Source organism: Piscinibacter defluvii, assembly GCF_004011805.1.
Classification (GTDB): Bacteria; Pseudomonadota; Gammaproteobacteria; order Burkholderiales; family Burkholderiaceae_C; genus Piscinibacter; species Piscinibacter defluvii.
The window spans coordinates 42637-57498 of sequence record NZ_RCHJ01000006.1 but is presented as its reverse complement, the minus strand read 5'-3'; the positions used below and the strand labels follow the sequence as shown (position 1 = coordinate 57498).

Genomic DNA, 14862 nt, shown 5'->3' with positions numbered 1-14862 from the left:
CATCTTGCACGCCGCCGCGCCGGGCGCAACTTGCCGCGCCTCAAGCGCACGCGCCGGGCCGGCGGCAGAATCGGCCGCATGGAGCGCAGCGTCCTGTTCGCCGACGTGGCCGGCAGCACCGCCTTGTACGAGGTGCTGGGCGACGAGCGTGCGTTCGCCCTCGTCGAGCGCTGTCTGGCGCTGATGGGCGAATGCACCGCGGCCGCCGGCGGACGCGTGGTCAAGACCATCGGCGACGCGGTGATGGCCGTGTTCGACACGCCCGACGCCGCGGCCGACGCCGCGGTGGCGATGCAGCGCCGCGTCGAGGCGCTCGGCCCGGAGCTCGGCGTGCGGCTGCACCTGCGCATCGGCTTCCATGCGGGGCCGGTGGTCGAGCGCGGCGGCGACCTGTTCGGCGACAGCGTCAACCTCGCCTCGCGCTTGTGCGACCTGGCCTCCAAGGGCCAGGTGGTGGTCGATGCCGACACCGCGCAGGCCCTCTCGGCCGCGCGCGCGGTGCAGCTGCACCCGCTGTACCGCGTGCCGGTCAAGGGCAAGCAGGAGGAGATCGCCCTGGTCGAGCTCGGCTGGCAGGCGCCCACGCCGGAGCAGACCGTGATCGCCAGCGTGCCGCCGCCGAGTACCGCCCACGCCCGGCTGGTGCTGGCCTTCGACGAGCTGGCGCTCGAGATGGGCCCGGAGCGGCGCAAGGTCACCATCGGCCGCGACCACGAGGCCGACCTCACCGTGCGCGACCGCAGCGCCTCGCGCGCCCACGCGATGATCGAGCGCCGGCGCGACCGCTTCGTGCTGGTGGACCACAGCTCGAACGGCAGCTTCGTCACCTTCGAGGGCCGGCCCGAGGTGGTGGTGCACCACGAGGAGCTGCCGCTGGTCGGCCGCGGCTGGGTGGCCTTCGGCCAGCCGCTGGCCGAGGCCGGGCAGCGGCTCGAGTTCCGCTGCGTCGACACGCCAGGGTGATCCCGCTACAACCACGCCACGCACACGAGGAGGAACGAGCCATGGGTCAGCTGGGCGGCAAGGTCGCGATCGTCACCGGCGCCGCGGGCGGCTTCGGCGAGGGCATCGCCGCGGCCTACGTGGCCGAGGGCGCCCGCGTGGTGCTGGCGGACCTGGACGGCGCGCGGGCGCGCCAGGTCGCGGCGCGGCTGGGCGAGGCGGCTTCGGCCTGCGCCTGCGACGTGTCGGTTCGGGCCGAGGTCGAGGCGCTGGTGGCGCACACCGAGGCCACCTTCGGCGTGCCGGACATCGTGGTCAACAACGCCGGCACGACGCACCGCAACCAGCCGATGCTCGGCGTCGACGAGGCGACCTTCGACCGCGTGTTCGCGGTCAACGTCAAGTCGATCTTCCACATGACGCATGCGCTGCTGCCGCGCCTGCGCCGGCGCGGCACCGGCGGCGTGATCCTGAACATCGGCTCGACCGCCGGCATCCGCCCGCGCCCCGGCCTGAGCTGGTACAACGCCTCGAAAGGCGCGGTGAACGTGCTGTCCAAGTCGATGGCGGTGGAGCTGGCGCCGGAGAACATCCGCGTCAACGCGATCTGCCCGGTGATGGGCGTCACCGGGCTGTTCGAGCAGTTCATGGGGCTGCCGGACACGCCGGAGAACCGCGCGAAGTTCGTCGCCACCATCCCGCTCGGGCGTTTCTCGCAGCCCTCGGACATCGCCGCCGCGGCGGTGTTCCTGGCCAGCGACGCGGCCGCCTTCATCACCGGCGTCGAGCTGCCGGTGGACGGCGGGCGCACGGTCTGAGCCGCACCCGAGGCGGAACTCCGGGCCTGTGCGCCGGTCTGAGCGCGGCGCGCCGCGGCCTCGCGGCGATCGAAGGGGATACCGAACGTGAAGCTGCTGATCTGGATCGTCGCCGCCGTGCTGGGGCTGTTCTGGACCCTCGGCGCCTGGGCCGTGGCCGCCGTGCTGGGCTGGGCCGCCGGCCTGCCGACGCCGGGTGATCCGGCCGAGCTGGCCCGCATCGTCACCGCCTGGCCGATGCCGGCCTGGCTGACGGTCTGGATCGACCCGGCCACCCTGCATGCGCTGCTGGCCGGCGTCGCCTGGTCGCTCGAGCAGGTGCAGCAGGCCTGGCCCTGGCTGCGCGAGGCGCTCGGCTGGCTGGTGCCGCTGACCTGGGTGGTGTGGGGCGTCGGGCTGGCCGGGCTGCTGCTGCTGGCGCTGCTCGCGCAGTGGGCCGTGGGCCGGTTCCGCCGCCCGGTGCCCGCGCCGCGGCCGGCCTGATCAGGGGTTGCCGAACACCGCGGCCAGGTCGACTTCCTCGGCCGCCTGGTCGAGCTTCATGCCGCTTTCGATGTGCTCGAGGTGCTCGAGCATCAGCTTCTCGGCGCGCGGCGCATCGCGCCGGGCGATCGCGTCGACGATCTGCGAATGCTCGTCGGCGCGGCAGCTGGTGGCCGTCGGGGCGTCGTAGAGGAAGATCATCAGGCAGGTCAGCACCGAGAGTTCGCGCATGCTGCGCGCGAGCGCCGAGTTGCCGGCCAGTTCGGCGGCCAGCGAGTGGAACTCGCCCGACAGGCGGATCACCGCGCGCTTGTCGTCGCGACGGCGCGCGTCCATCTCCAGTTCCTGGTGGGCGCGCAGCCGCGCCAGCTTGTCGGGCGTCAGCGTGTCGATCAGGCGGCGGATCACGGCCGGCTCGATCAGCCGGCGCGCCTCGAACACGTCCAGCGCCTGCTCGATCGAGGGCTTGGCGACGTAGGCGCCGCGCTGCGGGTAGAGCTCGACGATCTGCTCGTGCGCCAGGCGCGCCAGCACCTCGCGGATGCGCGCGCGGCTGACGCCGAAGATCTCCGCCATGCGTTCCTCGCCCAGCTTGGTGCCCGGGTGCAAGCGGTGCTCGAGGATGGCGACGTAGACCTTCTCGTAGATCTCGTCGTTGGTGTTCTCGCGCTCGAGGCGGGCGGGGCTGGCGGACTTGCGCACGCTGCGGGTCGGCATGGCGGGGCGGGGCAGGACGGTCGGGCGCCGGTGCGCTGCGTGGCCGCAGCCGGCGGAGCTGCGCATTGTAGGGACGGGCCCGGCCAGCGCTTCGAGCGCGTCGAGGGCGTGTGCTTCGTCGCTCATCGCCGGGCCCGGCCTCAGCGCCAGCCGAAGCAGCGGCCCCAGCCGCGCACCGCGCCCGGGTCGGCGCCGGCGGCACGCAGCAGGCCCCACACGGTGGTGGCCACGGTGTCCAGCAGCGGCACATCGGTCGCGCGCTCCAGCGCCTCGGCCAGCGGCGCCGCGCGCAGGTTGGTGCAGAAGGTGGTGACGGCCTGCGGGCGCGCCCCGACCACCTCGTGCATCAGGTCCATCAGCCGCGCCGGCTCGACCTGGGCGAAGTCGTGGTTCACGCGGATGCCCAGGTGCCGCTCGGCCACCACCTCGATGCCGAGCGCCGCGTAGTTCGCGACGATGCGCTGCTGCACGTCGGCGGTGTAGGGCGTCACGAGGCCGAGCCGGGTGATGCCGCGCAGGGCCAGCATCTCGTTGAGCGCCAGTACGGCGGTGGTGGCCGGGATGCCGGTGCGTTCGCCGATGCGTGCGCACAGCCGCCGGTCGGCCTCGAAGCCGAGCCAGCCGGAGGAGGTGCCGCTCCAGCCGATCGCATCGACCCTCGCGTCGGCCAGCAGCTCGGCGGCGGCCAGGATCTTGCTGTCGTCGAACTGGCCGAGCGCCTGCTCCGACAACGAGATCTCGGTCACCTTGAAACGAGCGAAATGCGCGCTGCAGCCGGGCAGCGTCGCGACGATCGCGCTGGTCAGCGGCTCGAGCGCCGTGTTGGAGGAGGGCGTCAGCACGCCCAGGCGGAGCGGTCGGGAGGTCATGCCGGCATGATGCCAGTTGTCGACTTGATTGTCGACATTAGTGCAAACACTGAGTGATCGATCAACCTTTGTCGACGATAGTGTCGACAACTCGGTTCTGTCGAGACTTCCATAGCGAGTGACTCCCATGATCTTGTCGACACAAGTGCCAGCAACAGGAGTGCGACCATGAGCCGCGCCGGCTTCGATCTGGTGCTGCGCAACGCCCGCGTCGCCACCGCCAGCGACACCTTCGAGGCCGACATCGGCATCGCCGGCGGCCGGGTCGTGCAGCTCGGCAGCGGCCTCGCCGACGGGGCGCGCGAGATCGATGCGGCCGGCCGCGTCGTCACGCCCGGCGGCGTCGACGCGCACTGCCACCTCGACCAGCCGATGGCCCCGCCGGTGCGCATGGCCGACGACTTCCACACCGGCACGCGTGCCGCGGCCTGCGGCGGCACGACCACGGTGATCCCGTTCGCGGCGCAGGAGAAGGGCCAGTCGCTGCGCGCCGCGGTGACCGACTACCACCACCGCGCCGAAGGCAAGGCGCATGTGGACTACGCCTTCCACCTGATCGTCAGCGACCCGACGCCCCAGGTCCTGGAAGAGGAGCTGCCCGCGCTGATCCGCGAGGGCTACACCTCGTTCAAGATCTACATGACCTACGACGACCTGAAGCTCGACGACGGCCAGATCCTGGACGTGCTCTCGGTCGCCCGCACGCACGGCGCGATGGCCATGGTGCACGCCGAGAACGCCGACTGCATCGAGTGGCTGACGAAGAAGCTCGAGGCCGCCGGCCGCACCGCGCCGCGCTTCCATGCGCATGCGCGGCCGATGCTGGTGGAGCGCGAGGCGACGCACCGCGCGATCGCGCTGGCCGAGCTGGTCGACGTGCCCATCCTGATCGTCCACGTCTCGGGCCGCGAGGCGGTCGAGCAGATCCGCTGGGCGCGCGCGCATGGCCTGAAGGTGTTTGCCGAGACCTGCCCGCAGTACCTGTTCCTGACCGCGGCCGACCTCGGGATCGACGACAGCTACCACGGCGCCAAGTGCGTCTGCAGCCCGCCGCCGCGCGACAAGCAGAACCAGGACGTGATCTGGGACGGACTGAACGACGGCCTGTTCACCGTGTTCAGCTCCGACCATGCGCCCTTCAGGTTCGACGCGCCCGAAGGCAAGAAGCCCGGCGGCGAGGAGGTGGCGTTCCGCCACATCCCGAACGGCATCCCGGGAATCGAGACGCGCCTGCCGCTGCTCTACAGCGAGGGTGTGCTGGCCGGCCGCATGACGCTGAACCGCTTCGTCGAGCTGACCTCCACGGGCCCGGCCAAGGCCTACGGCCTGCATCCGCGCAAGGGCACGATCGCGGTGGGCAGCGATGCCGACCTGGTGGTGTGGGACGAGCGCGAGTTCGTGCTCTCCAACGACATGCTGCACCACGCGGTCGACTACACGCCCTATGCCGGGCAGACGCTGCGCGCCTGGCCGGGCCTGACGATCGCGCGCGGCGAGGTCGTCTGGGACGGGCGCGACTTCCATCCGCGTGCCGGCCGGGGCCGCCTCCTGCGCTGCGACGCCCCGTCGCTGCTGCCGAGGCGCTGACACCATGGGCACCGATACCCGCCTCGCGAGCGCCGACGCGTGCACGCTCGCCCGCTGGATCCGCCAGGGCGAGACCAGCGCGGTCGAGGCCTTCGACGCCCTCGCGGCGCGCATCGAGGCGCTGAACCCGGCGCTGAACGCGCTGATCCGCTTCGACCCGGACACCGGCCGCGCCCAGGCCCGCGAGGCCGACCGTCGCCTGCGTGCAGGCGACCCCGCCGCGCTGCTCGGCGTGCCGTTCACGGTGAAGGACAACCTGTGGGTCGCCGGCCAGCGCGTCAGCCAGGGCTCGCGGCGCTTCGCCGACTTCGTGGCCCCGCAGGATGCGTTCGCGGTGGCGCGGCTGCGCGACGCCGGCGCGGTGTTCGCCGGCATCACCAACTGCTCCGAGTTCGCCTGCAAGGGCGTCACCGTCAACCGGCTGTTCGGCGCGACGAAGAACCCGTACGACCTGGCGCTGACCCCCGGCGGTTCTTCCGGCGGCGCGGCCGCGGCGGTGGCCGCCGGCCTGGGGCCGCTGGCGCTGACCACCGACGGCGGCGGCTCGACGCGCCGCCCCGCGGCGCACACCGGCGTGGTCGGCATGAAGCCGAGCGCCGGGCTGGTACCGCACCCGGCGGGCTTCGCCGAGCCGGTGTTCGGCAACGCGGTGGTCGGGCAGATGGCGCGCCGCGTGGCCGACGTGGTGGCGCTGCTCGATGCGATCGCGGTGCCCTCGCTGGCCGACCCGCAGGGCCTGCCGCGTCCGGTGTGGTCGCGCGACGAAGCCGACCCGGCGCGCCTGCCGCGCGGGCTGCGCATCGCGTTCAGCCCGACGCTCGGCCTGGACGTGCCGGTCGATCCGGACGTGGCCGCGGCGCTCGAGGCCGCCGCCATGCAGCTCGAGCGCGCGGGCTTTGTCGTCGAGCGGGCCGACCCGGCCTGGCCGGCCGGCACCGGCGAATCCGCGCTGATGCCGCTGCAGCTGGCCGGCCTCGCCGCGCTGTACGGCGACGCCCTGAAGCGCGGCGAGTGGGACGCCGACCCCGACATCGCCGCGCAGATCGAGGCCGGCCTGAAACTCTCCGGCGCGGAGGTCGCGAACGCGCTGTTCGCGCGCGACACCTTCTACCGGTCCTTCGACGCCTTCTTCACGCAGCACGACCTGCTGCTGACGCCGACCACGCCCTGCACCGCGTGGCCGTTCACCCAGGCCGGACCCGCCGCGATCGCCGGCGTGCCGGTCGGCCCACGAGGCCATGCGGTGTTCACGCCGCTCGTCAACCACTGCTTCCTGCCCGGCTGTTCCGTGCCGGTCGGCCTGGACCGTCGTGGCCTGCCGATCGGTGCGCAGGTGATCGGCCCCCGTTTAGCCGACGCGCGCGTGCTTGCGCTCGCCGGCCGCATCGAGGCCTTCCAGACCCACGACTTCGCACGCCCGGTCACGCCGGCGGCCACCCCCCAACGAGGAGACACCCCATGAGCACCCTGACTGCCGCCGCGCCCGTCGCGCCGGCCGACGGCGCGAAGCCCGCGCCGTCGATGAAGCGCGTGGCCGGCGCCAGCCTGGCCGGCACCACGCTCGAGTTCTACGACCACTTCATCTACGGCTCGGCCGCCGCGCTGGTGTTCCCGAAGCTGTTCTTCGCCCAGGCCAGCCCGCTGACCGCCACGCTGCTCTCGCTGGCCAGCTACGGCGTGGCCTTCGTCGCGCGGCCCTTCGGCGCCGCGCTGTTCGGCCACTTCGGCGACAAGCTCGGGCGCAAGTGGGTGCTCGTCGTCACGCTGATGATGATGGGCCTGTCGACCTTCGCGATCGGCCTGCTGCCGACCGCCGCGAGCGTGGGCCTGCTCGCGCCGCTGCTGCTGGTGGTGCTGCGCATCGCGCAGGGCCTGGCGCTGGGCGGCGAGTGGGGCGGTGCCGCGCTGATGGTCAACGAGTTCGATCCCTCGGGCAAGCGTCGCGGCTTCTACGGCAGCCTGGTGCAGATCGCCGCGCCCATCGGCCTGCTGCTGGCCAACGGCATGTTCGCCGGCGTCACCTGGTGGCTCGACGAGGCGGCCTTCCTCGAGTGGGGCTGGCGCATCCCCTTCCTCTCCAGCGCGCTGCTGATCGCGGTGGGACTGTACATCCGCATGGGCCTGACCGAGTCGCCGCTGTTCGAGAAGATGGAGAAGGAGGAGAAGCAGGGCCACGCGCCGCTGATGGAGGTGCTGCGCCACCACAAGAAGGCGGTCGGCCTGGCGCTGGGCAGCCGCATCGGCAGCGACATCGCGTTCTACGTCTTCACGCTGTTCCTGCTCGTCTACCTTCCGCAGCAGCTGCACCTGCCCAAGAGCATCGGCCTGCAGGCGGTGCTGGTCGGCGCGATCGCGCAGATCATCGGCATCCCGCTGTTCGGCCACCTGTCGGACAAGTTCGGCCGCCGGCCGATCCTGCTCGGCGGCGCACTGGCCGGCATGGTCTGGGCCTTCGTGTTCTTCATGCTGGTGAACACCGGCTCGACGCCGCTGATCCTGCTGGCCGCGTTCGTCGCGATGTTCATCGTCGCCGCGATGTTCTCGCCGCTTGCCTCCTACATCCCGGAGATGTTCCCGACCAAGGTGCGCTGCACGGGCTCGTCGATCGGCTTCCAGCTCGCCGGCATCTTCGGCGGCGCGCCGGCCCCGCTGATCGCGGTGCCGCTGGTGGCGGCCTTCGGCTCCAGCCTGCCGGTGTCGATCTACCTCGCCGCGACGCTCGCGCTGATCGTGTTCTGCGTGCTCAAGGCGCCGGAGACCGCCCACAAGAACCTGGACCAATGAGATGACCCGCATTCTGCTCATCAACCCGAACATCTCCGACAGCGTCTCCGAGCTGATCCGCGCCGAGGCGCAGCGCAGCGCCGCGCCGGGCACCGAGGTCGAGGTGCTGACCGCGCCCTTCGGCGTGGCCTACATCGAGACGCGCTTCGAGGCGCTGATCGGTGCCTACGCGGCGGCGCAGCTCGCGGCCGAGCACCATGCGCGCTTCGACGCGGTGGTTGTGGCCGCCTTCGGCGACCCCGGACTGCCGGGCCTGCGCGAGGCGCTGCCGTGCCCGGTGACCGGCCTAACCGAGGCCGCGCTCGCCAGCGCCTGCCTGCTCGGCCACCGCTTCTCGATCGTCGCGATCTCGCAGCGCATCCGCGCCTGGTACCGCGAGACGGTGCAGTCCTACGGCCTCGACGGCCGCCTGGCCAGCATCCGCGGCCTGGACGAGCCGCTGGCCGACATCGGCCGCGTGCAGGGCGACCAGGGCGAGCGGCTCGTCGCGCTGGCCGAGCGCTGCGTCGCCGAGGACGGAGCCGACGTGATCGTGCTGGCCGGCGCGCCGCTGGCCGGCCTGGCACGCAGCCTCAAGGGCCGCCTGCCGGTGCCCTCGGTCGACGGCGTCTCGAGCGCCGTGAAACACGCCGAGACGCTCGCGGCGCTGCAGCCCGGCAAGGCACGCCAGGGCAGCTTCGCGCCGCCGCCCGTCAAGCCGAACAAGGGGCTCTCGCCTGCGATCCAGGCGCTGCTCGGCGGCGCACGCTGATTTCCTTCCCCACGACAACAACGACGACAAGTCCCTCTCCGATGCAACCCGCGATCCCCCTGACTGCCGCCGCCGCGAGCGGCACCACGGCGCCCACCAAGGTGCGCTGGAAGATCTTCCTGATGATGCTGTTGCTCATCGCGATCAACTACATCGACCGCGCCTCGCTGTCGGTCGCGATGCCGCTGATCGCCGAGGAATTCGACATCGGCCCGGCGACGCAGGGCCTGCTGCTGTCGGCCTTCTTCTGGACCTACGCCTTCATGCAGATCCCCGGCGGCATGCTGGCCGACAAGTACGGCCCGCGCGCCGTGATCGCCGGCGCCACGCTCGGCTGGGGCTTCTTCCAGGCCATCGCCGCGGCCTGCACGGGCTGGGTGAGCCTGCTCGTCACGCGCCTGGGCCTGGGCGCCGCCGAGGCGCCGATCTACCCGGCCGGGGGCAAGCTCAACGGCATCTGGATGACGCGCAACGAACGCGGCCGCGGCGCCACGCTGCTGGACGGCGGGGCGCCGCTCGGCGCGGCGCTGGGCGCGATCCTGATCTCGGGCCTGATCGCGCTGCTCGGCTCCTGGCGGCTGGCCTTCGTGATCGCCGGCCTGGGCACGGTGGCGGCGGGGTTGTGGGCCTGGGCCTACATCCGCAACCACCCGCGCGAGCACCCCGACGTCAACGACGCCGAGGCGCGCTTCATCGAGGCCGCGCACGCGCAGGACGCCGCCGACGCGCCGGTGGGCGCGAGCGGCCGCGTGCTCGACTTCTTCCGCTTCCGCTCGGTGTGGGGCATGTTCTTCGGCTGGATGTGCTTCAACGCGCTGTTCTACGGCCTGCTGACCTGGATGCCGAACTACCTCTCCAAGGTGCACGGCTTCGACATCAAGCAGATGGGCGGCGCGGTGTTCATCATGTTCTTCAGCGGCTTCGTCGGCGAGCTGGTCGGCGGCTGGATCGCCGACACCTGGCGCGCGCGTGGCGGGGCGCAGAACACCGTGTTCCGCACGCTGTTCGGCATCGCCTCGATCATCGCCACCGCGGCCATCTACGGCGTCTCGCAGATCACCGACCCGGTGCTCGTGGTCGTGCTGCTGTCGGTCACGCTGTTCTTCCTGCGCTGGTGCGGGCTGTTCTGGGTCATCCCCTCGCTGCTGGGCACGCGTGACCGCGTCGGCTTCCTCGGCGGCACGATGAACCTGGGCGGCAACGTGGCCGGCATCGGCGTGCCCATCGTCGTCGGCCTCATCGTCCAGGCCACCGGCTCGTACTTCCTCGCGCTGATGCTGTTCGCCGCGGCCGGCGCCGGGCTGTTCGTCTGCTCGACGCTGCTGATCGACTACGGCCGCAAGCTGCCGGTCTGAAGGCGCGGCAGTCGCCTACGATGCGCGGATGAGCTCGATCGAAGAGACCGTCCGCGCCCTCGTGCAGGCGCACCGCAGCGGCGCCACCGTGAGCGCCGTCACGCCGCCCGACGCCGAGGCGGCGTACGCCGTGCAGGAGCGCGTGGCACGCGAACTCGGCTGGTTCGGCGATGCGCCGGCCCGGCACTGGAAGTCCGGCGGCCCGGCGCGCCACCTGCCGCTGACGCATGCGCCCCTGCCGCCGCGGGGCGTGTGGCCGAGCGGGCACGACGCGCGCGCCTGGCCGTTCCACTGGCGCGGCATCGAGGCCGAGATCGCGCTGCGGCTCGGGCGCGAGGTCGACGCGGCGCTGGCGCAGCGGCTCGAGCCGGCGACGGCCACGGCGCTGGTCGATGCACTGTGCGTCTCGATCGAGGTGGTCGATTCGCGCTGGACCGAGGCGCGCGAGGCGAGTGCGCTGGCGCGCCTGGCCGACCTGCAGTCGCACGGCGCGCTGGTGCTGGGCGCATGGCAACCGTTCGCGCCGCACGACTGGGCCGCACAGGTCTGCCAGGTGCGCATCGGCGCCGCCGAACACCGCTTCGTCGGCACGCATTCGCTGGCCGACCCGGCCTTCGTGCTGCCCGACTGGCTGCGCCACGCCACGCGCGACGGCCGTACGCTGCCGGCCGGCAGCGTGGTGACCACCGGCACCTGGTGCGGTCTGCTGTTCGCGAACGCGGGCGATGCGGTGCACGTCGGGTTCGACGGCATCGGCCACGCCGACCTGCAGCTCTGAGCCACCCCGGGGGCCCGCCGCAAGGGCCTGTCGGGGGGAGGGCTTTGCACGAGGTCAAGCACGCGCGAAGATGGCGCGTGTTGCAGTGGCCTCTGCCCCAGGTCAAGCAGGGCACGCGGGCCGGCCCGTACCGTGCCGGCCTCGCACCTCACCAGGAGACCTCCCGATGCACGACACCCCAGCGCGCCAGACGTCCGTCGCCGGCCTGCCCGCCCAGCCCATCAGCGAGGAGGTGCTGCTCGAGAAGTACGCCAAGGACGGCGAGCGCAGCATCGCCGCGGTGCACGCGCGCGTGGCACGTGCGCTGGCGCAGGTCGAGCCGGCAGAGCAGCGCAAGGCCTGGGAGGAGCGCTTCGCGCAGGCGCTGGCGCAGGGCTTCGTGCCGGCCGGGCGCATCCAGTCGGCGGCCGGCACGGACCTCTCCGCCACGTTGATCAACTGCTTCGTGCAGCCGGTGGGCGACTCGATCGCGCAGGACGACGAGGGCCACCCCGGCATCTACACCGCGCTCACCGAGGCCGCCGAGACCATGCGCCGCGGCGGCGGCGTGGGCTACGACTTCTCGCGCATCCGCCCGCGCGGCGCGTGGGTGGGCAGCACACGCAGCAACGCCTCCGGGCCGGTGAGCTACATGCGGGTGTTCGACCGTTCCTGCGAGACGGTCGAGAGTGCCGGCGCACGCCGCGGCGCACAGATGGGCGTGCTGCGCTGCGACCACCCGGACATCGAGGAGTTCATCCACGCCAAGGACGACGGTGACCTGAAGAACTTCAACATCTCCGTGGGCGTGACCGATGCCTTCATGGAGGCGGTGCAGGCAGACGGCGAGATCGAGCTCGTCCACAAGGCCGAGCCCGGCCCGGGGCAGAAGGCGGCCGGAGCCTACCAGCGCAGCGACAAGTCCGGCCCCGGGGCCTGGGTGTACCGCAAGCTGCGCGCGCGCGAGCTGTGGGACCAGATCATGCGGTCCACCTACGACCACGCCGAGCCCGGCGTGCTGTTCCTCGACCAGATCAACCGCGACAACAACCTCGCCTATTGCGAGACCATCGCCAGCACGAATCCGTGCGGCGAGCAGCCGCTGCCCTCGTACGGCTGCTGCTGCCTCGGCTCGATCGACCTGACGCGCTTCGTGCGCGATCCGTTCGAGTCGAACGCGGGCTTCGACGAGGCCGGCTTCGCCCGGGTCGCGAAGGTGGCCGTGCGCATGCTCGACAACGTGCTGGACGTGACCGTGTGGCCGCTGCCGCAGCAGCACCAGGAGGCGCGCAACAAGCGCCGCATCGGCCTGGGCTTCACCGGCCTGGGCGACGCGCTGGTGATGCTCGGCCTGCGCTACGACACGCCCGAGGCGCGCGCGATGGCGCGCCGCATCGCCGAGCTGCTGCGCGACGCCGCCTACGAGGCCTCCAGCGATCTGGCCAGGGAGCGCGGCGCCTTCCCGCTCTTCAACGCCGACCTGTACCTCTCCGGCGGCACCTTCGCCTCGCGCCTGCCGGCGCCGCTGCGCGAGAAGATCCGCAGCCAGGGCCTGCGCAATTCGCACCTGCTGTCGATCGCGCCGACCGGCACCATCAGCCTCGCATTCGCCGACAACGCCAGCAACGGCATCGAGCCACCGTTCAGCTGGAGCTACGTGCGCAAGAAGCGCATGCCCGACGGCAGCTTCAAGGAGTACGCGGTCGAGGACCACGCCTGGCGGCTGTACCGCCACCTGAAGGGCGCCGACGCACCGCTGACGAACGCCTTCGTGACCGCGCTCGAGATGAGCGCGAGTGCGCACCAGGCGATGGTCGCGGCGGTCGCACCCTGCGTCGACACGGCGATCAGCAAGACCGTCAACGTGCCGGCCGACTATCCGTACGAGGATTTCCAGCACCTCTACCTCGAGGCCTGGCAGTCGGGCCTGAAGGGCCTGGCGACCTACCGGCCCAACGCGGTGCTCGGCTCGGTGCTGTCGACCACGCCGGCCGCCGCGCCGCTGCAGATCGACGACAAGAACCGCCGCCTCGCGCTCGACCGCCTGCCCGCGCCGGTGTTGGCCTCGCTGCGCTGGCCGGGCCGGCCCGAACTGCCGGCCGGCAACCCGGCCTGGACCTTCATGATCGAGCACCCGTTCGGCAGCTTCGCCCTGTTCGTCGGCGAACTGGCCGCCGAGGGGGGCGGGGCGCCGCAGGTGTTCGAGGTCTGGGTCAACGGGGCCGAGCAGCCGCGCGGCCTCGGTGCGCTGGCCAAGACGCTGTCGATGGACCTGCGCGCCAACGACCCGGCCTGGCTGCAGCTCAAGCTCGACGCACTGGCCACGGTGGCCGAGGAGCGGCCGTTCGAGATGCCTTTCCCGCCGCACGGCGAGAAGCGCCTGTTCCCGGGCGTGGTGGCGGCCACCGCGGCGGTGGTGCGCTGGCGCTGCGAGCAGCTCAAGGCGCTGCCGCGCCTGGGCCAGAAGGTCGCCACGCCGGTGATCGACGCGATGTTCAGCCGTGACGAGCCGCGCACCGGACCCTCCGGTACGCTGGCCTGGGCGGTGGACGTGGACAACCCGGCCACCGGCGAGTCGTTCACGCTGACGCTCAAGGAGGTCACGCTTCCGGCGCCCGACGGCAGCACGGTGACGCGGCCCTGCGCGGTCGGCTTCAGCGGCAACTACCCGCGTGCGCTCGACGGCCTGGCACGCCTGCTGTCGCTGGACATGCGCGTGATCGACCCGGCCTGGATCGGCATGAAGCTGCGCAAGCTGCTGAACTACGCCGAGCCGCTCGGGCACTTCATGGCCTTCGTGCCCGGCCTGCCGCACGGCGAACGGCGCCAGCAGACCTGGCCGTCGACCGTCGCCTACCTGGCGCGGCTGATCATCCACCGCTACGCCATGCTGGGGGTGCTCGACGAGCGCGGCTTCCCGCTGCGCGAGATGGGCGTGCTCGAGACGCCCAAGGGCGGGAGCGCGGTGCCGGTGCTGCAGGCCGGCGCGGTGTGCCCGGAGTGCGGCAACCCGACGATGATCCACAAGGACGGCTGTGACTTCTGCACCGCCTGCGGCTACGTGGGGACCTGCGGCTAGTACCTGCCACGGCCACATAGGGGACAGTTCCGGCCATCGCTACCGCCACCCCCCTGATGGCGGGGGGTTAACGTCTGGTAACGGGGCCCCGGGGCTGAGACCATTCGCCGGGCGATATTGCCGGCTGGAGAAGGGAGTAGACATGAAGCTCAAACCGCTGGCGGCTGCGCTGGCGTTTGCAGCGGCCGGACCCGCGATGGCGGGCCTGTGTGCGCAGCCGTCCTCGACCGTGTGGGACCTCGGTCCGCCCGGGCAGGTGACGTTCTGCAATTCGTTCTCGTCGTCGGGCAAGTTCAGCGACTCGTACCTCTTCTCGGTGGATTCACAGGCCAGCCAGACTGGCTGGACGACCACCTGGGACTGGTCGTGGACGAAAGACATCAGCCTGACCCGGGTGTCACTGACCAACACCAGCACTGGCGCGGTGCTGTACGACACGTCGCCGTCGGACATTTCGTTCGGCAGCCTGGCCGCGGGCGTCTACCGCCTCGGGGTGCAGGGGTCGGTGTCGGGGTGGGGGGGCGTGTGGACAGGTCCCGTCGGGTACGAGGCGACCGTGCGCACCGCGGCCGTGGCCAGCCCCGCGCCCGAGCCCGAAGCCCTCGCCATGATGGCGCTGGGTCTGGGCTTCGTCGGCTGGCAGGCCCGTCGCCGCAAGGCGCAGATCCGGGCCCAGGCCGTACCGGCCTAGTGCTGGGAGGTAGTTTGCAGAGGGCGGCC

At 72.0% G+C, this 14862-nt stretch carries 13 protein-coding genes; 11 read left to right on the top strand and 2 right to left on the bottom strand.

The genetic code is table 11. The features are described from left to right. Positions 1-78 precede the first annotated feature (78 nt). The 3 genes from D9C15_RS17945 (at position 79) to D9C15_RS17935 (ending at position 2243) form a co-directional block, all read left to right on the top strand. The gene (locus tag D9C15_RS17945; protein ID WP_127999760.1) at positions 79-963 is read left to right on the top strand and encodes an adenylate/guanylate cyclase domain-containing protein; all 885 of its coding nucleotides are present in this window, start codon (positions 79-81) and stop codon (positions 961-963) included. 41 nt (positions 964-1004) lie between these two features. Then, positions 1005-1760 (top strand): glucose 1-dehydrogenase, encoded by a 756-nt coding sequence (locus D9C15_RS17940; protein ID WP_127999758.1) that lies wholly within the window; start codon positions 1005-1007, stop codon positions 1758-1760. Between the two features lie 87 nt (positions 1761-1847). After that, positions 1848-2243, top strand: coding sequence for a hypothetical protein (locus D9C15_RS17935; protein WP_127999756.1), 396 nt, complete (start codon positions 1848-1850; stop codon positions 2241-2243). On the opposite strand, the gene D9C15_RS17930 is transcribed toward D9C15_RS17935, so the two are convergent. Then, positions 2244-2960 carry a GntR family transcriptional regulator gene (locus tag D9C15_RS17930; protein WP_128000122.1) on the bottom strand — a complete coding sequence of 239 codons (717 nt, stop codon included), beginning with the start codon at positions 2958-2960 and terminating at the stop codon, positions 2244-2246. A gap of 140 nt (positions 2961-3100) precedes the next feature. Beyond that, complete coding sequence (locus D9C15_RS17925) at positions 3101-3829, bottom strand: maleate cis-trans isomerase family protein (protein ID WP_127999754.1); 729 nt, start codon at positions 3827-3829, stop codon at positions 3101-3103. Between the two features lie 168 nt (positions 3830-3997). Here D9C15_RS17925 and hydA point away from each other — a divergent pair, with 168 nt between their 5' ends. From hydA to D9C15_RS17885, 8 genes are all read left to right on the top strand, one after another. Continuing rightward, positions 3998-5416 (top strand): dihydropyrimidinase, encoded by a 1419-nt coding sequence (gene hydA / locus D9C15_RS17920; protein ID WP_127999752.1) that lies wholly within the window; start codon positions 3998-4000, stop codon positions 5414-5416. A 4-nt stretch (positions 5417-5420) separates the two neighbouring features. Beyond that, positions 5421-6878 carry an amidase gene (locus D9C15_RS17915; protein ID WP_127999750.1) on the top strand — a complete coding sequence of 486 codons (1458 nt, stop codon included), beginning with the start codon at positions 5421-5423 and terminating at the stop codon, positions 6876-6878. Continuing rightward, a complete protein-coding gene (locus tag D9C15_RS17910; protein ID WP_127999748.1) occupies positions 6875-8200 on the top strand; it encodes an MFS transporter in 1326 nt (441 codons plus the stop codon). The genes D9C15_RS17915 and D9C15_RS17910 overlap by 4 nt, the downstream gene beginning before the upstream one ends. A gap of 1 nt (position 8201) precedes the next feature. After that, complete coding sequence (locus D9C15_RS17905; RefSeq protein WP_127999746.1) at positions 8202-8951, top strand: aspartate/glutamate racemase family protein; 750 nt, start codon at positions 8202-8204, stop codon at positions 8949-8951. A 41-nt stretch (positions 8952-8992) separates the two neighbouring features. Continuing rightward, a complete protein-coding gene (locus D9C15_RS17900; RefSeq protein WP_127999744.1) occupies positions 8993-10306 on the top strand; it encodes an MFS transporter in 1314 nt (437 codons plus the stop codon). A gap of 28 nt (positions 10307-10334) precedes the next feature. Continuing rightward, positions 10335-11084, top strand: a complete 750-nt coding sequence (locus D9C15_RS17895; protein ID WP_127999742.1) for a fumarylacetoacetate hydrolase family protein — start codon at positions 10335-10337, stop codon at positions 11082-11084. A 166-nt stretch (positions 11085-11250) separates the two neighbouring features. Next, entirely contained in the window at positions 11251-14142 is a 2892-nt protein-coding gene (locus tag D9C15_RS17890; RefSeq protein WP_127999740.1) for an adenosylcobalamin-dependent ribonucleoside-diphosphate reductase, read from the top strand. Positions 14143-14284: 142 nt separating this feature from the next. Next, on the top strand, positions 14285-14833 hold the full coding sequence (locus D9C15_RS17885; RefSeq protein ID WP_127999738.1) for an FxDxF family PEP-CTERM protein: 549 nt from the start codon (positions 14285-14287) through the stop codon (positions 14831-14833). Positions 14834-14862: the final 29 nt, after the last annotated feature.